Source organism: Vallitalea longa, from assembly GCF_027923465.1.
Taxonomy (GTDB): domain Bacteria; phylum Bacillota; class Clostridia; order Lachnospirales; family Vallitaleaceae; genus Vallitalea; species Vallitalea longa.
In genome coordinates this window covers 65844-81253 of sequence record NZ_BRLB01000010.1, presented here as the reverse complement: position 1 = coordinate 81253, position 15410 = coordinate 65844, and the positions used below count along the sequence as shown (strand labels likewise).

Sequence of the window (15410 nt, the reverse complement as noted above, 5' to 3'; positions counted from 1 at the left end):
AAGATAGCAATAAAATATTAGGAGGTTTACTTTGTTTTAAATAACAAAGCATGAATTAATGAAAAAGATTGTAAATCAAAAAGAAAAGGATAAAAAACAGGATACTAATACAAAAGATAAATCAATAATATACAAAAGAATACTTAAGATTGGACTAGGCATTATATCTCTTTTTGTACTATTTATAGGAATCGTTCTAATATATTTGCATAACTCATCATTTACAGTAGCATTTAATGAGATGGAATTTAATAAATATTTTAATGATAAGGCTCTAGAAAAAATTATTAGAATCCAAGAAAATAATGTGGTTATAGAAATACCCAAGGATGTAATATCAACAGCATTCAATGAAAAAATACAAGAAATTGAAGTTGAAAAAGGTTATAAGATCAATGAAGGTTATATCAATACAGATGAAGGTAAAGCTTACATCAATACAACTATACATGGGATAAATATTCCCATATCAATGGATATTGATTTGGCTGTTGGTGGAAGAAAATTAACAATTTCTTTTAATAATATGATGTTATGTGATAATAAGATGTTATCTCTACCAAAACAAATTGAACAATCAATAATGACTAAATTAGTAAAGAACGAAGAAATATTAAAAATGAATCTAGATGATTTTGATATACCTGATATAGTTACAATAAATACTATAACAATGAACCCTGAAAATGTTGTATTACGTTTGAATCTGGATAAAGATAAAACCATACAGTTACTACAAGATATTATTAATAATAAGAACGAACAATTATTTGAAATGTATAAAGACCAAGAAGACATTATTAATACTAAGGTTTTAGAACTTATCAGTAAACCCTCTATTTCTAATCAAGACATAGAATTAATATTGAAAGATATACTCGTTGAAGATGAAGAGTTATTAAGAAATATATTGATTGTAACAGATGAAAAAAAAGTTGATGAAGTTTTTGATGATTATAGTAAATATATAACCCATTTTGATAAAGACAATATTACCAATGAAAAAAATAAACTTATTATCGGTAGTATACAAGAGGATTGTAAAAAATTGCTTAGTGCAGTTAATAATCTTTCAACAGATAAATATATTGTATCTTTTAATAGTCCGTATGATATTGATAGCAATCAAGGATTAACAATAAAAGAATTAAACGATATCAATAAACTTAATATACCTGAAAATATATATAACAATATGAATTTCATGTTTGATTACACTAATAAAGAATTCATGGTATCATACAAAATAGATGATGATAGATATGCTGTGATTGGTGTTGAAAACAATGATGTAATTGATTATGATAAATATATAAGTTACCAATTTGAAGAACCATTACCAAATAAAGTATATTACGATACTGATATTGAAGCGATTATTTCCAAATATTTTTCTGCAGAAGTATTTATAAGATATATGAATACTGATGGAAAATATGCTTATGTTATTGCATCAAGTGCTGATAATTATCAGTATTATGAAAGATTTGCTCTGGAAAAAAAGGATACATGGGAAATAGTTGCCACTAATATAAATGATTTGTACAGATTTAGTATTAACCATCCGGGATTTAATGTGAAAACAATAACAGATAATTATGTTGAAGGAAAAATCTATAAACTTTCAGATGAAGATAAATCATCTATATTAGATCAATTAAGATTCAAGAAGGTTATTTCTGACAAAGAACAAGTTGACATAAAGTATTGTTCCTATGATGGTAAATATATTTCATTAAAACTTACTAATGAAGAAGAGTATGTTATCTTAATTAAATATTCTTATATTGATAAAGTATATAAGAAAGAAGAAGCAGTTAATAAATGGAAAGATATTACTGAACTTATACTCTTACAAGATAAAAATATAGATGATGACAGCGAAAATGCTAATTGACAAAGACTTATGAACTCAATTCTTGTGTAATTAAGCATAGGTAAAAATAACTATAGGTTAACATAAAATATAGATATAAACTCAATGTTTTATTATATATGTCTTATAATAAAGCATGTATGGGAAATATTGAATTATGTGAAATTCAGTAATTAAGAATATAATATAAAAGAGAGGAAGACTAGATGGATACATTTATAGAAGAACTAGACAAAATCAAAATTAAAGCACTAGAAATTGTAACTAATTATGGTTTTAAAATAATATTTAGTTTAATTATCTTATTTGTTGGATTAAAGATAATTAAATATTTAGTTAGAATGATAGACAAGTTTTTTGCAAAATCAAAATTAGATGTTTCTTTATCAAAATTCTTATTATCAGCTACAAGATTACTATTAAAAATATTATTAGGATTCATAATTATAGAAAATCTAGGGATAGAATCAACTTCTTTAATTGCAGTTATAGGAGCAACTGGTATTGGAGTTGGAATGGCCTTACAAGGAAGTCTTTCCAATCTAATTGGTGGAATACTAATATTATTATTAAGACCATTTAAGGTTGGAGACTACATTGAAGAAAAAGCATTTGGTCATGAAGGTATAGTGGAAGATATACAGGTTTTCTATACTACACTTAGAACAAGAGATAACAAGGTAATAACCATACCAAATGGAAACTTATCAAATAGTAGCATAACCAATCATTCTACTATGGATATAAGAAGAGTAGACTTGACTTTTGGTGTAGCTTATGAAGAAGATACTTATGCGGTCAAAAAGGCCATTAGACAGGTTATTGATATACATCCTTTGATACTTAAAGATAAAGAGCCATACATTAATATTAGTGAACATGGAGATAGTTCTGTTAATTTCGCAGTATTGGTATGGTGTAACACAAAAGATTATCTACAAGTTAAATTCGATTTAATAGAGCAGATGAAAATTAAATTCGATGAAGAAAATATTTCTATACCATATCCACATATGGATGTAAATATCGTTAATAATAAAGGCAATATAGTTAGAGGTTAAAAACAACTATGATGACAAATAAAAGTAGCTTACATAGTAATTATAGTTTACTATAATTATATAATATAAAGGAGATGAACAAATGGATCAATATAGAGAGTATATTCTCGATTTCCTAAAAAAGATACTTGAAACAGAGAGCCCTAGTGGATTCTGTTATAACATCATGAGTATTATAGAAAAAGAAGCAGAAAAAATGGGTTGCAGTATGGAATTTACTAATAAAGGCTGTGGAGTAATAGAAATTGAAGGTAAATCTGAAGAAGTTCTTGGATTATCTGCACATGTAGATACTCTAGGTGCTATGGTCAGATCAATAAAATCCAATGGAACCATTAGATTGACAAGTATCGGTGGATATTTAATGAATAGCATAGAAGGTGAATATTGTAAGATATTTACAAGAGACGGTAAGGAATATGAAGGAACCATATTAACCACTAAACCATCAGTTCACGTATTCTCAGATGCATCTGAACATAAAAGAATAGAAGAAAATATGGAAGTGAGAATAGATGAAAATGTTTCTTCTAAAGAGGATGTTGAGAAATTAGGTATAGAAGTTGGTAACTTCATAGCATTTGATCCTAGAGTTAGAATAACTAAAAGCGGTTATATAAAATCTAGACATCTGGATGATAAAGCGGGTATAGCTACTATATTTGGGTTGATGAAATACATAAAAGATAATGATATCATGCCTAGAAATACTTTAAAGATATTCATATCCACATATGAAGAAGTTGGTCATGGTTCATCATATATACCACAGGATATTACTGAAATGATAGCAATAGATATGGGTGCTATGGGTGATGATTTATGTTGTACTGAACATGATGTTTCAATATGTGTAAAAGATTCATCAGGTCCATATGACTATAATATCATCAATAAGCTAGCAAGCATTGCAAAAGAAAAAGAATTAGGTTATGCATTAGATGTTTATCCTCATTATGGTTCCGATGTATCTGCTTCACTACGAGCAGGTAACAATATTAGAGGTGCGCTTATTGGACCAGGGGTACATGCATCCCATGGTATGGAAAGAACTCATATTGAAGGTGTCTTGAACACATTAAAATTATTATCAGAGTATGTTAAGTAAGATTTAACCAATGTAATATATTCATGATATTGTAAGATATGAAGGAATGAATTGCATAATATTTTAATAAGTAAAAACCTCAGGATAAATCCTGAGGTTTTTGCAAATATTGACCGTTATTAAACGAACTGTTCTACTGAGAAGAGATTTTTATCTCCTCTAAATCTAGAGACAGTGTACTCAACAGGTGTCTCAAATTTATTGTAACCTTTTGCATGAAACAACTGTATTGCAGTTGTTTTATTGATTTCAAGCAATTCACAATCTTCCTTAGTAGGAACGACAGCTTCCATTTCTTTAACTACTTTATAGACTTTAGTGTTAATATTACTAGATAGTATGCTATATAGAGATTCTTCATTCATGTTATTATCGAGAATATGTTTACAAAACGAATAAGGTAAATAAGTTTGAGAAATCTTAAGTGGTTCATTATTTACAAATCGGAGTCTCTTCAAATAGATAACATCTGTGTTTGGTGCGAGATTTAAAGCAGATGCAACTTCTGGGGTAGCGGTTACTACCTTAAAATCTAAAACCTTAGTACTAGGGGTATATCCATTTCGTAACATTTCACTATTAAAGCTCTCCGCTTTCTGAGTAAAATCATGTTCAATTTTGGTTTGAGCAACAAATGTACCTCTACCTTTTACACGATAAAACTTACCTTCATTAACTAATTCAGTTAATGCTTGTCTAATTGTTGTTCTGCTTATACCATAAATATCACATAGCTCAAACTCAGTAGGTATCATATCACCTGGTTTTAAAACTTCATCCTTCATCATTTCAATCAAAATATTTTTGAATTGAAAATATAGAGGGATAGGAGTCGACTTGTTAACGGTATATTTTTTGAAACTATCAATACTTGCCATAATTCATCACCCTACTTTATTATATTTTTAGTATAAGGTTTATCTGCTACAACACCTATTTTACAATAATTGGAGAAAAAAGCAAGGGATAATTTCATTAAATATTATAATAGTTAAATATTGCTATATAAAAATGTTAGCATACTAGCGATTTTGTCCTAAAAATAAGCTAAACTAACCCGAAAATATATATTTAATAAATATAAAGTGTGATTTTGATATTTAATGAAATTTCTTTAAATTCAAATTTGATATAGTATTTAAATATTAATGTGCTTAATTTTAGAAACTTCCCTTGGTAGGAGTACATAGAAAATTGTACACAAAAAATTAATAATTGTGGTGTTGAGCTTTTATAACTTATGCTTTATACTAATAATATTAAGATTTTTAATGTCTTTTATGTATATGATATATCGGTATTATTTGGAAAAAGCTTAATAGGTATATTGTTTTGGGCTTAATAGTTCTAAATAAATCGTTAGAGAGGACTTAATATGTTTGGATATGTACAGATAGATAAGCTTGAATTAAAAGTTAGAGAATATATGGCATACAAAGGTTATTACTGTGGCTTATGTATGGCACTAAAGAAAAACTATGGTAATTTCAGTAGGTTTACTTTAAATTATGATATGACATACCTTATAATAGTTCTTACGTCTTTATATGAACCTATAAATAATTGCTGTAATAAAAGATGTATAGCTCATCCACAGAACAAACAACTAATGATAATCAATGAAACGAGTGATTATTGCGCAGCCTTGAATATCATGTTAGCATATAATAATCTGAAAGATGACTGGAAAGATGAGAGAAGTATAAAAAGCCTTATGGCTATGATGATATTCAATAGAGGTTACAGAAAAGCTAAGAAGAAATATCCTAAGAAGAATAATATTATAATAGAATCTATAAAAGAATTAGAAAAGCTTGAGGAGAGTAATTGCAGTGATATAGAAAAAGTATCAAATGTTTTTGGCAACCTCATGGGTAAATTGATGATTTATAAAGATGACCACTGGAAAGAATATCTAAATAATATTGGATTTTATTTGGGAAAATATATTTATATTCTTGATGCATATGATGATATAGAAAAAGATAAAAAAAATAATAGCTATAATCCGTTTAATCTATGTAAAAAAGATAATATTGAAGAATATGCCAAGAATCTACTTAATCTTAATTTATCATTTTTAGATAATGAACTGGATAAATTACCATTAATAAAAGAAAAACCTATTCTAGATAATATAATATATTCTGGAATTAAAAATAAAATGAAAATTATATTTAGCAGAGAAGAATGTAATGAATGTAAGATAGAAAAACAAATCGAAAAAAACTAATTAGATTATTACTAGGAGGAAGTGCAATGAGAGATCCATATGAAGTGTTAGAAATAGAAAGAGGAGCAAGCAAAGAAGAAATAAAAAAAGCATATAGAGAATTAGCAAAAAAATATCATCCAGATAGATATGCAGATAATCCATTAAACGATTTAGCAGAAGAGAAATTCAGAGAAATCCAAGAAGCATATGAATCTCTAATGAATAATAATAACTACTCTAATTCTAATTATTCATCAGGTAGTCAAAGTTCTGGGTATACATCTTCAGAATATATGAATATAAGAAGTTATATTCAGGTACGAAGATTCCAAGATGCAATGAACATGTTGAATAATATGAGTGATAAAAACGCTGAATGGTACTATTTAATGAGTATCTGCCTAGTAGGTACAGGATATACTAATCAAGGATTTGAATACGCTAAAACAGCCGTTAATATGGCTCCTAACAATATAGAGTATAGAAATCATATGACAAGGCTTCAAAATGTTCAGAATGGATATAATACTAGAGCATATCAATATAATAGAGGAGCAAATAATTCAGACGCTTTAGGTTGCTGTTCACAACTTGTATGTGCAGACTGCTTGTGTGAGTGTCTTGGGGGCGATTTAATATCATGTTGTTAAAATCAAAAAAAATTGCTTATTTAGGAATTTTATTGGCTATTAACCAGATTATACTTATGTTAAGTACTATTTTTGTTAGTAATACACTAATTATATTTGCTTTGGCGGCTATCATTATCGGTGTAGTAATTATTGAATTTAATCTAGCTAGCGGTGTGACTTTTTATATAGCTTCTAGTCTTCTTTCGTTTATACTAGTACCTGATAAACTTCAGATAATAACATATATAGCTTTTTTTGGAATATATAGCATAGTGAAATATTTGATTGAAATGTTGGTTAATCGTAAGTTCTTATCTGTGATAGTTGAATTTATATTGAAGCTTGGATTTTTCAATATAATGTTGGTGATTTATTATTTTGCTATTAGCCAATTTGTAACAATTATATCAGTGGAATTCACGTCAACATGGTGGCTTATTGTTTTAGCGGAGATATTCTTTATTGCATATGATTATTTTCTAGGTTACTTTTTACATGTGTATACAAACAAGATAAAACCAAGACTAAAAAAATATCTAGGATAAACATGTTATTAGCTGTAATGGTTATAATATCTTGAATTTAAATATATATTTTAGGTGATAATATATATTACTAATAGGTAAAATTAATATTATTCATACAAAAAATATAACGGAGTGGTTTGATGAAACGAAGAATTGGAATTATAACAAGTGGAGGAGATTGTCCAGGATTGAATGCTGCAATAAGAGGCGTAGCAAGAGCTTCTTATGGAATGTTTGATTGTGAGATAATTGGTATAAAAGATGGGTTTAAAGGCTTAATACATTGCAATTATCAAGTTATGACACCACGAGATTTTTCTGGAATACTTGTTAGAGGTGGAACAATACTTGGAACATCAAGAACACCATTCAAGAAAATGAGAAAAATAGAAGAAGACAATATTGATAAAGTCAAATGTATGATAGATAATTATGAAAAAATGAAATTGGATTGTCTTATAACATTAGGGGGAAATGGAACACATAAGAATGCTAATCTTCTTAGGGAAGAAGGTCTTAATGTGATTGCACTTCCAAAGACTATAGATAATGATATCTGGGGAACAGATGTAACATTTGGTTTTCACAGTGCAGTGGATATCGCTACAGAAGTAATAGATAGAATACACACGACAGCAGATTCACATGATAGAGTAATGCTAGTAGAATTAATGGGTCATAAAGCGGGATGGTTAACATTACATGCAGGAGTAGCAGGTGGCGCAGATGTCATCATAATACCTGAAATCCCTTATAGTATTGATAAGGTTATAGAATCACTGGATAGAAGACATTCTTCAGGGAAGAACTTTTCTATCTTAGCAGTATCAGAAGGAGCAATATCAGTTGAAGAATCTAAATTGAAGAAAAAAGAGCTCAAAAAAGAACGTGAAAAAATGAAGTTCCCATCAGTTTCATATAGATTGGCTAAAGAGATTAATGGAGCTCTAGGTTTGGAAACAAGAGTTACCATACCAGGACACCAGCAGAGAGGTGGTTCACCTTCACCATATGATAGAATATTAGCAACAAAACTTGGTGCATATGCAGCAGAGATGATTGCAAACAGGGATTACGGAAAAACAGTTTCAGTAGTTAATAATAAATTATGGGCAACACCATTAAAAGAAGTCGCAGGTAAATTAAAATTAGTAGAAAAAGATAATTTGTTGATAAGCACAGGTAAATTAGTGGGAGCAAGTTTTGGAAATTAAGGGAGGGTGATAGGACTCTCTTTTTTATTATACAAAAGATTATAATATAAGTTTCTAGAATTTCTTATATGGGGTAGCTAAAAGGTTTTATTTATAGTTATGGGGTTATCTGTATAGAATAATAAAATGAGAAAGTTGAGTAATAACTAAATATAGGTTTCATTTTCAATTAAACTTTGTTACAATAGAATATATGTTCTTGATTAGGGGGGTGTGATAATGATAAGTTTAATTCATACAGGGGATATACATATTGGAATGGAATTCAAAAAAGCAAGTTTCGGAAGTGAATTTGCTAGAGACCGTAGAAATGAAATTAAAGAAACCTTTTATAGAATTATTGATAGAGCAGTAGATATGAACGCTGATTTTCTTTTGATCAGTGGAGATTTATTTGAAGATGAATACGCAACAATTGGAGAGATAAAAGAGATAAATAAGTATTTCCGTAAACTTAATGATACTAGAATAGTTATAATTGCTGGTAATCACGATCCGATTATAAATAACAAATCATATTATAAAATAATCGACTGGGCGGAGAATGTTTATATATTAGATACAACATTGCAAAAAATATCTTTTGAAGATGTTAATGTTGATATATATGGATTAAGTTGGAACAAGAAATTGATAAAGGATAATTTGTTTGAGAATATACAGATAGATGATAAGAATAGAATCAATATACTATTGGCTCATGGGGATATCTATCAAAAATCTAGTTATCTGCCAATAGATAGAGAAAGTATCGCAAATAAAGGGTTTGATTATATTGCTCTTGGACATATACATAAACATGAGTTCATTTGTAAGAATATTGCTTACCCCGGTAGTCCAGAACCCCTTGATTTCGGCGAAACAGGTACACATGGAATTATAGAAGGAAGTATTAGCAAAGATGAATTAGATATTAAGTTCTTACCTTTTTCAAAAAGAGAATTCGTTTCAATAGATGTTAGTGTTGATGATAACATGACAGTTGAAAATATAATAGAAAATATAAAAGAAATAGTTAGAGAATATGATTTCAAGAATCTATATAGATTCAATCTAAATGGAATAAGGGACAAAGATATATTATTTGATACGCAGTACATAAAATATAGAGTGGAAGAGTATGTCATATATGCTGAAATCTTAGATAATACTACACCAGATTATGATCTGGATAAACTGAAACAAGAAAATGAGAACAATGTTATTGGTAAATACATTGAATATATGGAAGAACAGAACACAGAAGATGAGATATCCAAATTAGCCTTATATGAAGGCATTGAAGCTTTGCTAAGTGAGAAGGTGAATTAATTGTATATAGAGAAAATGAATGTAATAAGTTTTGGTAAATATCAAGATAAAGAAATTAATCTAACCGATGGTATAAATCTGATATATGGAGCTAACGAAGCTGGAAAATCTACTATACATAAATTCATTGAAGGTATGTTCTACGGTTTCTATAAACCATATAGAAAAAATAAGCAGTTCACACCAGATTATGACAGGTTTCTTCCCTGGAACAACAGTAATAAATATAAAGGAATTTTAGTCTATAAATATAGTGGGAAAGAGTACCGTATCGAGAGAAATTTCATGAAGCGTAGCGATAAGGTTGAAATATTTGATAACAGTACGGGTGAAAACATAACTGAAATATTTGACTATGATAGTTCAACAAAATTATATCAACCGGCTTCTAGGCATCTGAGTATCAACAAATCGACATTCAACAATACTATAAGTATAGGTCAGTTAAGTAGTAAAACTTCCGAAGATCTAGTGAAAGAGGTAAAAGACAGCCTTATTAACCTTGGTGAAAGCAAGGATGAGGAAATATCAGTAAGGAATGTTGTAGATAAACTAAATAAAAAATTAGATGAAATAGGGACAGCTGGTAGAAAGAAGACTACTCCATATGGTAAGCTTACGGAAGAAATAAAAGGATTAAAGAAAGAAAAAATCCAAGCTGAAAAAATATGGCAGCAGGTTTTAGAAAACCAAGAACAATTAAATGATATTAATAGTAAATTAAAAGAATTGGAAAATAGAAAAAAAGATAATGAGGAATTGATTGATTATCTTAATGAAGAAGAAATAAAAAAGACATATGAAGAAGGACTACAACTTAAAAGATCAATAGATGAAAAAATAATTGAAATAAAAGAGATAGAGAAATTCAAAGATGTAGATATAGAACTCATTGACTCTACTATGAAAAAGTTGAATAATCTAGATTCTTGCAAACAAAGATACAGTGAATTAGAGTCTGAACTAAAAGAAATAGATGAATATCTAAAAGATGAAGAATCAAAATATGATCAAGTTAAGATATTAGAAGATGAGGATGTAAGCAATATTGAAAGTATAGTTGCTGATTATAATATTTACAAAGATATAGTAGATAAGTATATAGAATTAAAGGATTATATATCTGAGTTGGATACAAGTCTTAATGATGTCCAAGGAAATAAAAGTATTATTGAAGATGAATATCTATACACTAAGCTTCAAGAAGAAGGGAAAGAGATAAAGTATAGCAAGTCAGGAGATATTACATTAAAAGAACAAGATTATAAAGATTCATTGAGTAAGAATAAACAAAGCAAATTGATAGCTATAATATCAGTATTGATTTTTGCAGGTTTATTAGGAAGTGGTATCGTATTAAGTGAAATAGTACCACTAGGAGTATCTATAATCTTCTTAGGATTATCATTATATTCTATATCTGTTTACAAGAAAAATAATAGAAAAACAGATATGCTACATAATGAGATAGATAAAATAAAATCTGAAGAAAAAGACAAGCAAATCAGGTTAAATGAAATTATACAAAAGCAAAATGATATACTTAAAAAATATAACTGTGCAGAACTAATGGAGCTTAGAAAATTAAAAGACAAGATGCTACATCTGAATATTTTACATGAAGACAATAAAAAAAGATATTCAAAGGCGATTAGTGATTTTAAAAAATTGGAAAAAGAAAAGCAACAAAAAGAAAAACAGTTGATACATTATGTAAACTTATTGTTAGGTACAGAACAATTGGATATTGATAATATAAGATTGGTAAAAGAAAAATACGAAATATTTAAAGATACCAAGAAAAATATATTTGCTAAAAATGAAGATAAAAAAGCTAGATTAGTTAAGATTAATAGTTGCAATGATGAGATTAACAAATTGATTGAAGAGATTAAAGATGTAACAGATAAGTATCAAGTTGAAGGGGAAATCGGATTAAAGCAAGTAAAAGAAAAGAAATATCTATATCAGAGAGTTTTAAGTACTTTGAATGATAAAAAAGAAATGATGATAAGATTATTAGGCGAAAATACCCTAGATGATTTGAAACAAAAATTAGTCAAATATAGTTCAACAACATTGACTACAGATAAATCTAAAGAAGAGATATTACTAGAACAAGATAATCTGATAGACGATATTTTACGTATTAACAAGGATATAACTTCTTATGAGACTAAAATAGCTAATTTACAGAAGAATGTTAGACCTATTGTAGATATTGAAGATGAGATATCCAACAAATCAGCTAAGAAATTAGATTATGATAAGAAAATTAAGGCTCTGACTATGGCAAGAGATGCAATAGAGGATATATCAAAAGACATACAGAATAACTTTGCACCAAAACTTAATGAAAAAGTATCTGATATAATTAGTAATATCACTAACAAGAAATACACAGATATAAAAATCAATCCTAATATGGAAATTCTTACATATGAACCAGAGAATCATGAATTGATTAATATTGATTACTTAAGCAAAGGAACTATTGACCAAATGTATTTTGGATTAAGGTTAGGGCTTATAAATATTATTAAAGAGGATAAGTCATTACCATTGATATTAGATGATTGCTTCGTACAATATGATGATAACCGATTAAAGATGGTTCTAGAAACAATCAGTAAACTAAACAGACAGATAATAATATTATCGTGTCATAAAAGAGAACAAGAGATGTTATCGGATATGGATATCAAGTTTAACTCTATAGCTTTATAGTAAGAATTAAGATTAATAAGCCAATTACTTAAAATATATTAAGGTATGTCAAAAAACATTAATGACCCTCTAAAAACCTAAAAATTACTTGAAATATATAAAAACAAAAGGGTAACGATAGCTAGAAAGCTGATAAAATCGTTACCCATTTTTTAACGCACGTGGTAGGACTCGAACCCACAACCCTCCGGTCCGAAGCCGGATGCTCTATCCAATTGAGCCACACGTGCGTATATAAAAACGTTATTAAGTTTTTTACCTAACTTATTATATCACTAAAAATATAATAGTCAATATTTATATTTGATATAGAATGTTACTAAATAACCTATTGATATTTCTTTAATCTTATATCCGAACCAAATATCTTAAGGGGTTCATAGTTACCGAATATCCTTGAAACGATTCTATCAGAATATTGTTTAGACCAATCGTTAGGGGATAAATTAGTAGATATTAGAGTTGATTTTTTATTTAATAATCTTGTGTTAAGACAATTAAATAATTCAACTCCGGTAAAACGGTTATTGAACTCTGTTCCAAGGTCATCTATTATCAACAAATCACAATCAAAAATAGATTCAATCTGTTCTTCTGGTACTTTATCATTATCATTATTGAACTTATAATCCTCAAATAATTTAAACAACTGAAAAGAGGTCAAATAAATAACTGTATGAGATCTGTCAAGCAAAGCTTTGGCTATACAATTACATAGAAAAGTTTTACCAAGACCAGCTTGTCCAAACAAAATTATATTAGTAAAATCTGTATCAAAGTTATTAACGAACTTCTTACATTTACCGTATATGATACGTATGTTTTCTAGTGGAGATAAATTGAAACGTGAATCAATACTATTTGAATAATAATCAAATGAAAATGTACTGAAATTTTCGTCTTTAATAATATTCTTAATATTTGATTGTTCATATGCAGCATCAATCATTGCTTGTTTTAGGCAGATACACTTTTCGTTGCCTATATATCCTGTATCTTTGCACAAATTACAGTCGTATTTTGGCTGTAGATAATCTTCAGGGTAACCATTATCAAGCAATAAACGAATTTTCTTACCTGATAACATGAAATTACTCTCTTGAAGTTGTTCAAGTTTTTCTTTAGCTTCATCTGGATGTTCAATAATATAATAGGTTGTATTAACGCTATTAGAAGCTATTTCATCATCTAAAACTTTTATAAGAGGTATTCTTTTGTATATTTCCGTTTTCTTTTTATTAATTTCATGCTTAATATTAAGTTGTTTCTTCTCATAATTCTGCATGATCAACTTATATTGAGAACGTTTTAGATCCATAATATCAGCTCTTCCTTTCTTTTAATAGCTTCCATCTGTTTCTTTAATAAGTAATTCCATAGCTTTTTTCTCTAATTCATCAAAATTATATGTGCGTTGGTCATAATTAATAAATTTAGATTGATTTTTAGTATCTTCTTTCTTTTTAGTCTTAGAATTCAATTGATGCTGTTTATCAAGTTCATCAATGTTCTTAATGGTTTTTACATTGTTCTTATGCCAATTCTTAAGGATAGCATCAATATAGCTGAACTGTGGCTGATGGATGGTTTCCATTGTTCTATTACAAGCTTCTACAATAATTTCCATAGATAGATCATATTCATCAATCCATTTTTTCATATAAGATATCTGTTTAGGTGTAGGGTTCCTGTCACCAATACCAAGTGATTTCATTACTTTAAAATAATTATTATTAAATGTCTCAATTCTATTTTCTGCTTTTGCAACTGTATTAATGCCTTCATCAGCCCAATTGACAGCAACTTTTTCTATGTAGTTCATGTTTCTATGATTATTGGAAACACAATATTCAATAAGTAGTTCAATAACTTCAAAAGGAAGTCCTAACCAGTCATTAAAACCAATCAGTGTATTGATATCTTGTTGAGTCAACATTTTGCCTAGATATTTTTGAGTTATGTAAATCAGTTGTTTGTAGTTTTGTCTACTCATAAAAGTAGAAATCTCTTCCATTTTATATTGAGGTTTTGTTGAAACATTTATTCGTGCTTCTATTTGCTTGGTGGCAACAGTTTCATTAGGTACCTCTGTATCTGTATTATTAATCTCAGCACTTATATTACTTGGATCATTTAATTTTATGGATGTAATATTTTTGCTATCATCATATTTTACTATCATAACATTGTTGGATTCCCAATACTTAATAGCTCGCAATACATCTGTTTCTGTAAGATGTAGACAATCAGCAATATCTACCATTGAAATCGAATCCATATTTTTTGAAGCATATCTATTGATTAATAGATAAACTCTTACAAAATCTCCATTAGATTCTGATAAATAATCATCAATAAATATATTAGGTATCATAGTGTATTGATTAATATTTGGGGGATAAATAGTAATCATACTCATAAATAAAATCTTCCTTCCAATAACATTTTATGTAAACTAAAACTTTGTTTTATATAGCATTTGTTTTATGAATCATATAAAGTGCTATTAGTATAACATAAAAAGCAAGTTTTGTGTGGTAAATAATATTAACAGAAAAATCAACAAAATGTCAGAAAATTTATTGATAAAATAAGGATTTCAATAGTTTTTTTAACATTTAGAGTATATTGTTTTACAAAACATTAACATTTGCTTGTTGATAACTTTGTGGATAATGTGGATAAAGTTTTACATAACTTATTAACATATGTTTATAGACCTTAATAACATCTAAAAAT

12 protein-coding genes and 1 tRNA gene are annotated in these 15410 nt (G+C 28.1%); 9 read left to right on the top strand and 4 right to left on the bottom strand.

Annotated features, from left to right (window positions below; all coding sequences use genetic code 11):
- The first annotated feature begins 58 nt into the window (after positions 1 to 58).
- From QMG30_RS15310 to QMG30_RS15300, 3 genes are all read left to right on the top strand, one after another.
- Positions 59 to 1897, top strand: a complete 1839-nt coding sequence (locus QMG30_RS15310) for a transcriptional regulator (RefSeq protein WP_281816852.1) — start codon at positions 59 to 61, stop codon at positions 1895 to 1897.
- A 185-nt stretch (positions 1898 to 2082) separates the two neighbouring features.
- The gene (locus QMG30_RS15305) at positions 2083 to 2937 is read left to right on the top strand and encodes a mechanosensitive ion channel family protein (protein ID WP_281816851.1); all 855 of its coding nucleotides are present in this window, start codon (positions 2083 to 2085) and stop codon (positions 2935 to 2937) included.
- An 82-nt stretch (positions 2938 to 3019) separates the two neighbouring features.
- Positions 3020 to 4045: a M42 family metallopeptidase gene (locus QMG30_RS15300; protein ID WP_281816849.1), complete on the top strand. Its 1026-nt coding sequence runs from the start codon at positions 3020 to 3022 to the stop codon at positions 4043 to 4045.
- Between the two features lie 119 nt (positions 4046 to 4164).
- Here the strand turns inward: QMG30_RS15300 and QMG30_RS15295 are convergent, their stop codons facing one another.
- Positions 4165 to 4923: a GntR family transcriptional regulator gene (locus QMG30_RS15295; RefSeq protein WP_281816846.1), complete on the bottom strand. Its 759-nt coding sequence runs from the start codon at positions 4921 to 4923 to the stop codon at positions 4165 to 4167.
- Positions 4924 to 5420: 497 nt separating this feature from the next.
- On the opposite strand from QMG30_RS15295, the gene QMG30_RS15290 reads away from it, so the two are divergent.
- From QMG30_RS15290 to QMG30_RS15265, 6 genes are all read left to right on the top strand, one after another.
- Positions 5421 to 6278 (top strand): DUF5685 family protein, encoded by an 858-nt coding sequence (locus tag QMG30_RS15290; RefSeq protein WP_281816844.1) that lies wholly within the window; start codon positions 5421 to 5423, stop codon positions 6276 to 6278.
- Positions 6279 to 6304: 26 nt separating this feature from the next.
- Positions 6305 to 6910, top strand: a complete 606-nt coding sequence (locus QMG30_RS25155; protein WP_281816841.1) for a DnaJ domain-containing protein — start codon at positions 6305 to 6307, stop codon at positions 6908 to 6910.
- Positions 6901 to 7437, top strand: a complete 537-nt coding sequence (locus QMG30_RS15280; protein ID WP_281816840.1) for a hypothetical protein — start codon at positions 6901 to 6903, stop codon at positions 7435 to 7437. The genes QMG30_RS25155 and QMG30_RS15280 overlap by 10 nt, the downstream gene beginning before the upstream one ends.
- A gap of 122 nt (positions 7438 to 7559) precedes the next feature.
- Positions 7560 to 8633: a 6-phosphofructokinase gene (locus QMG30_RS15275; RefSeq protein WP_281816839.1), complete on the top strand. Its 1074-nt coding sequence runs from the start codon at positions 7560 to 7562 to the stop codon at positions 8631 to 8633.
- A 219-nt stretch (positions 8634 to 8852) separates the two neighbouring features.
- Entirely contained in the window at positions 8853 to 9944 is a 1092-nt protein-coding gene (locus tag QMG30_RS15270; RefSeq protein ID WP_281816838.1) for a metallophosphoesterase family protein, read from the top strand.
- Complete coding sequence (locus tag QMG30_RS15265; protein ID WP_281816837.1) at positions 9945 to 12671, top strand: ATP-binding protein; 2727 nt, start codon at positions 9945 to 9947, stop codon at positions 12669 to 12671. It begins immediately after the preceding gene.
- A gap of 156 nt (positions 12672 to 12827) precedes the next feature.
- Here QMG30_RS15265 and QMG30_RS15260 read toward each other — a convergent pair.
- From QMG30_RS15260 to QMG30_RS15250, 3 genes are all read right to left on the bottom strand, one after another.
- Positions 12828 to 12901, bottom strand: a tRNA-Arg gene (locus QMG30_RS15260).
- 98 nt (positions 12902 to 12999) lie between these two features.
- Positions 13000 to 13989, bottom strand: coding sequence for an ATP-binding protein (locus tag QMG30_RS15255; protein WP_281816835.1), 990 nt, complete (start codon positions 13987 to 13989; stop codon positions 13000 to 13002).
- A 21-nt stretch (positions 13990 to 14010) separates the two neighbouring features.
- On the bottom strand, positions 14011 to 15090 hold the full coding sequence (locus QMG30_RS15250; protein WP_281816833.1) for a DnaD domain protein: 1080 nt from the start codon (positions 15088 to 15090) through the stop codon (positions 14011 to 14013).
- Positions 15091 to 15410 lie beyond the last annotated feature (320 nt).

Coding starts and splice junctions, on each gene's coding strand:
- QMG30_RS15295 (WP_281816846.1), bottom strand. CDS start 4,923: ATGGCAAGTATTGATAGTTTCAAAAAATATACCGTTAACAAGTCGACT.
- QMG30_RS15270 (WP_281816838.1), top strand. CDS start 8,853: ATGATAAGTTTAATTCATACAGGGGATATACATATTGGAATGGAATTC.
- QMG30_RS15310 (WP_281816852.1), top strand. CDS start 59: ATGAAAAAGATTGTAAATCAAAAAGAAAAGGATAAAAAACAGGATACT.
- QMG30_RS15280 (WP_281816840.1), top strand. CDS start 6,901: ATGTTGTTAAAATCAAAAAAAATTGCTTATTTAGGAATTTTATTGGCT.
- QMG30_RS25155 (WP_281816841.1), top strand. CDS start 6,305: ATGAGAGATCCATATGAAGTGTTAGAAATAGAAAGAGGAGCAAGCAAA.
- QMG30_RS15255 (WP_281816835.1), bottom strand. CDS start 13,989: ATGGATCTAAAACGTTCTCAATATAAGTTGATCATGCAGAATTATGAG.
- QMG30_RS15305 (WP_281816851.1), top strand. CDS start 2,083: ATGGATACATTTATAGAAGAACTAGACAAAATCAAAATTAAAGCACTA.
- QMG30_RS15300 (WP_281816849.1), top strand. CDS start 3,020: ATGGATCAATATAGAGAGTATATTCTCGATTTCCTAAAAAAGATACTT.
- QMG30_RS15290 (WP_281816844.1), top strand. CDS start 5,421: ATGTTTGGATATGTACAGATAGATAAGCTTGAATTAAAAGTTAGAGAA.
- QMG30_RS15250 (WP_281816833.1), bottom strand. CDS start 15,090: ATGAGTATGATTACTATTTATCCCCCAAATATTAATCAATACACTATG.
- QMG30_RS15275 (WP_281816839.1), top strand. CDS start 7,560: ATGAAACGAAGAATTGGAATTATAACAAGTGGAGGAGATTGTCCAGGA.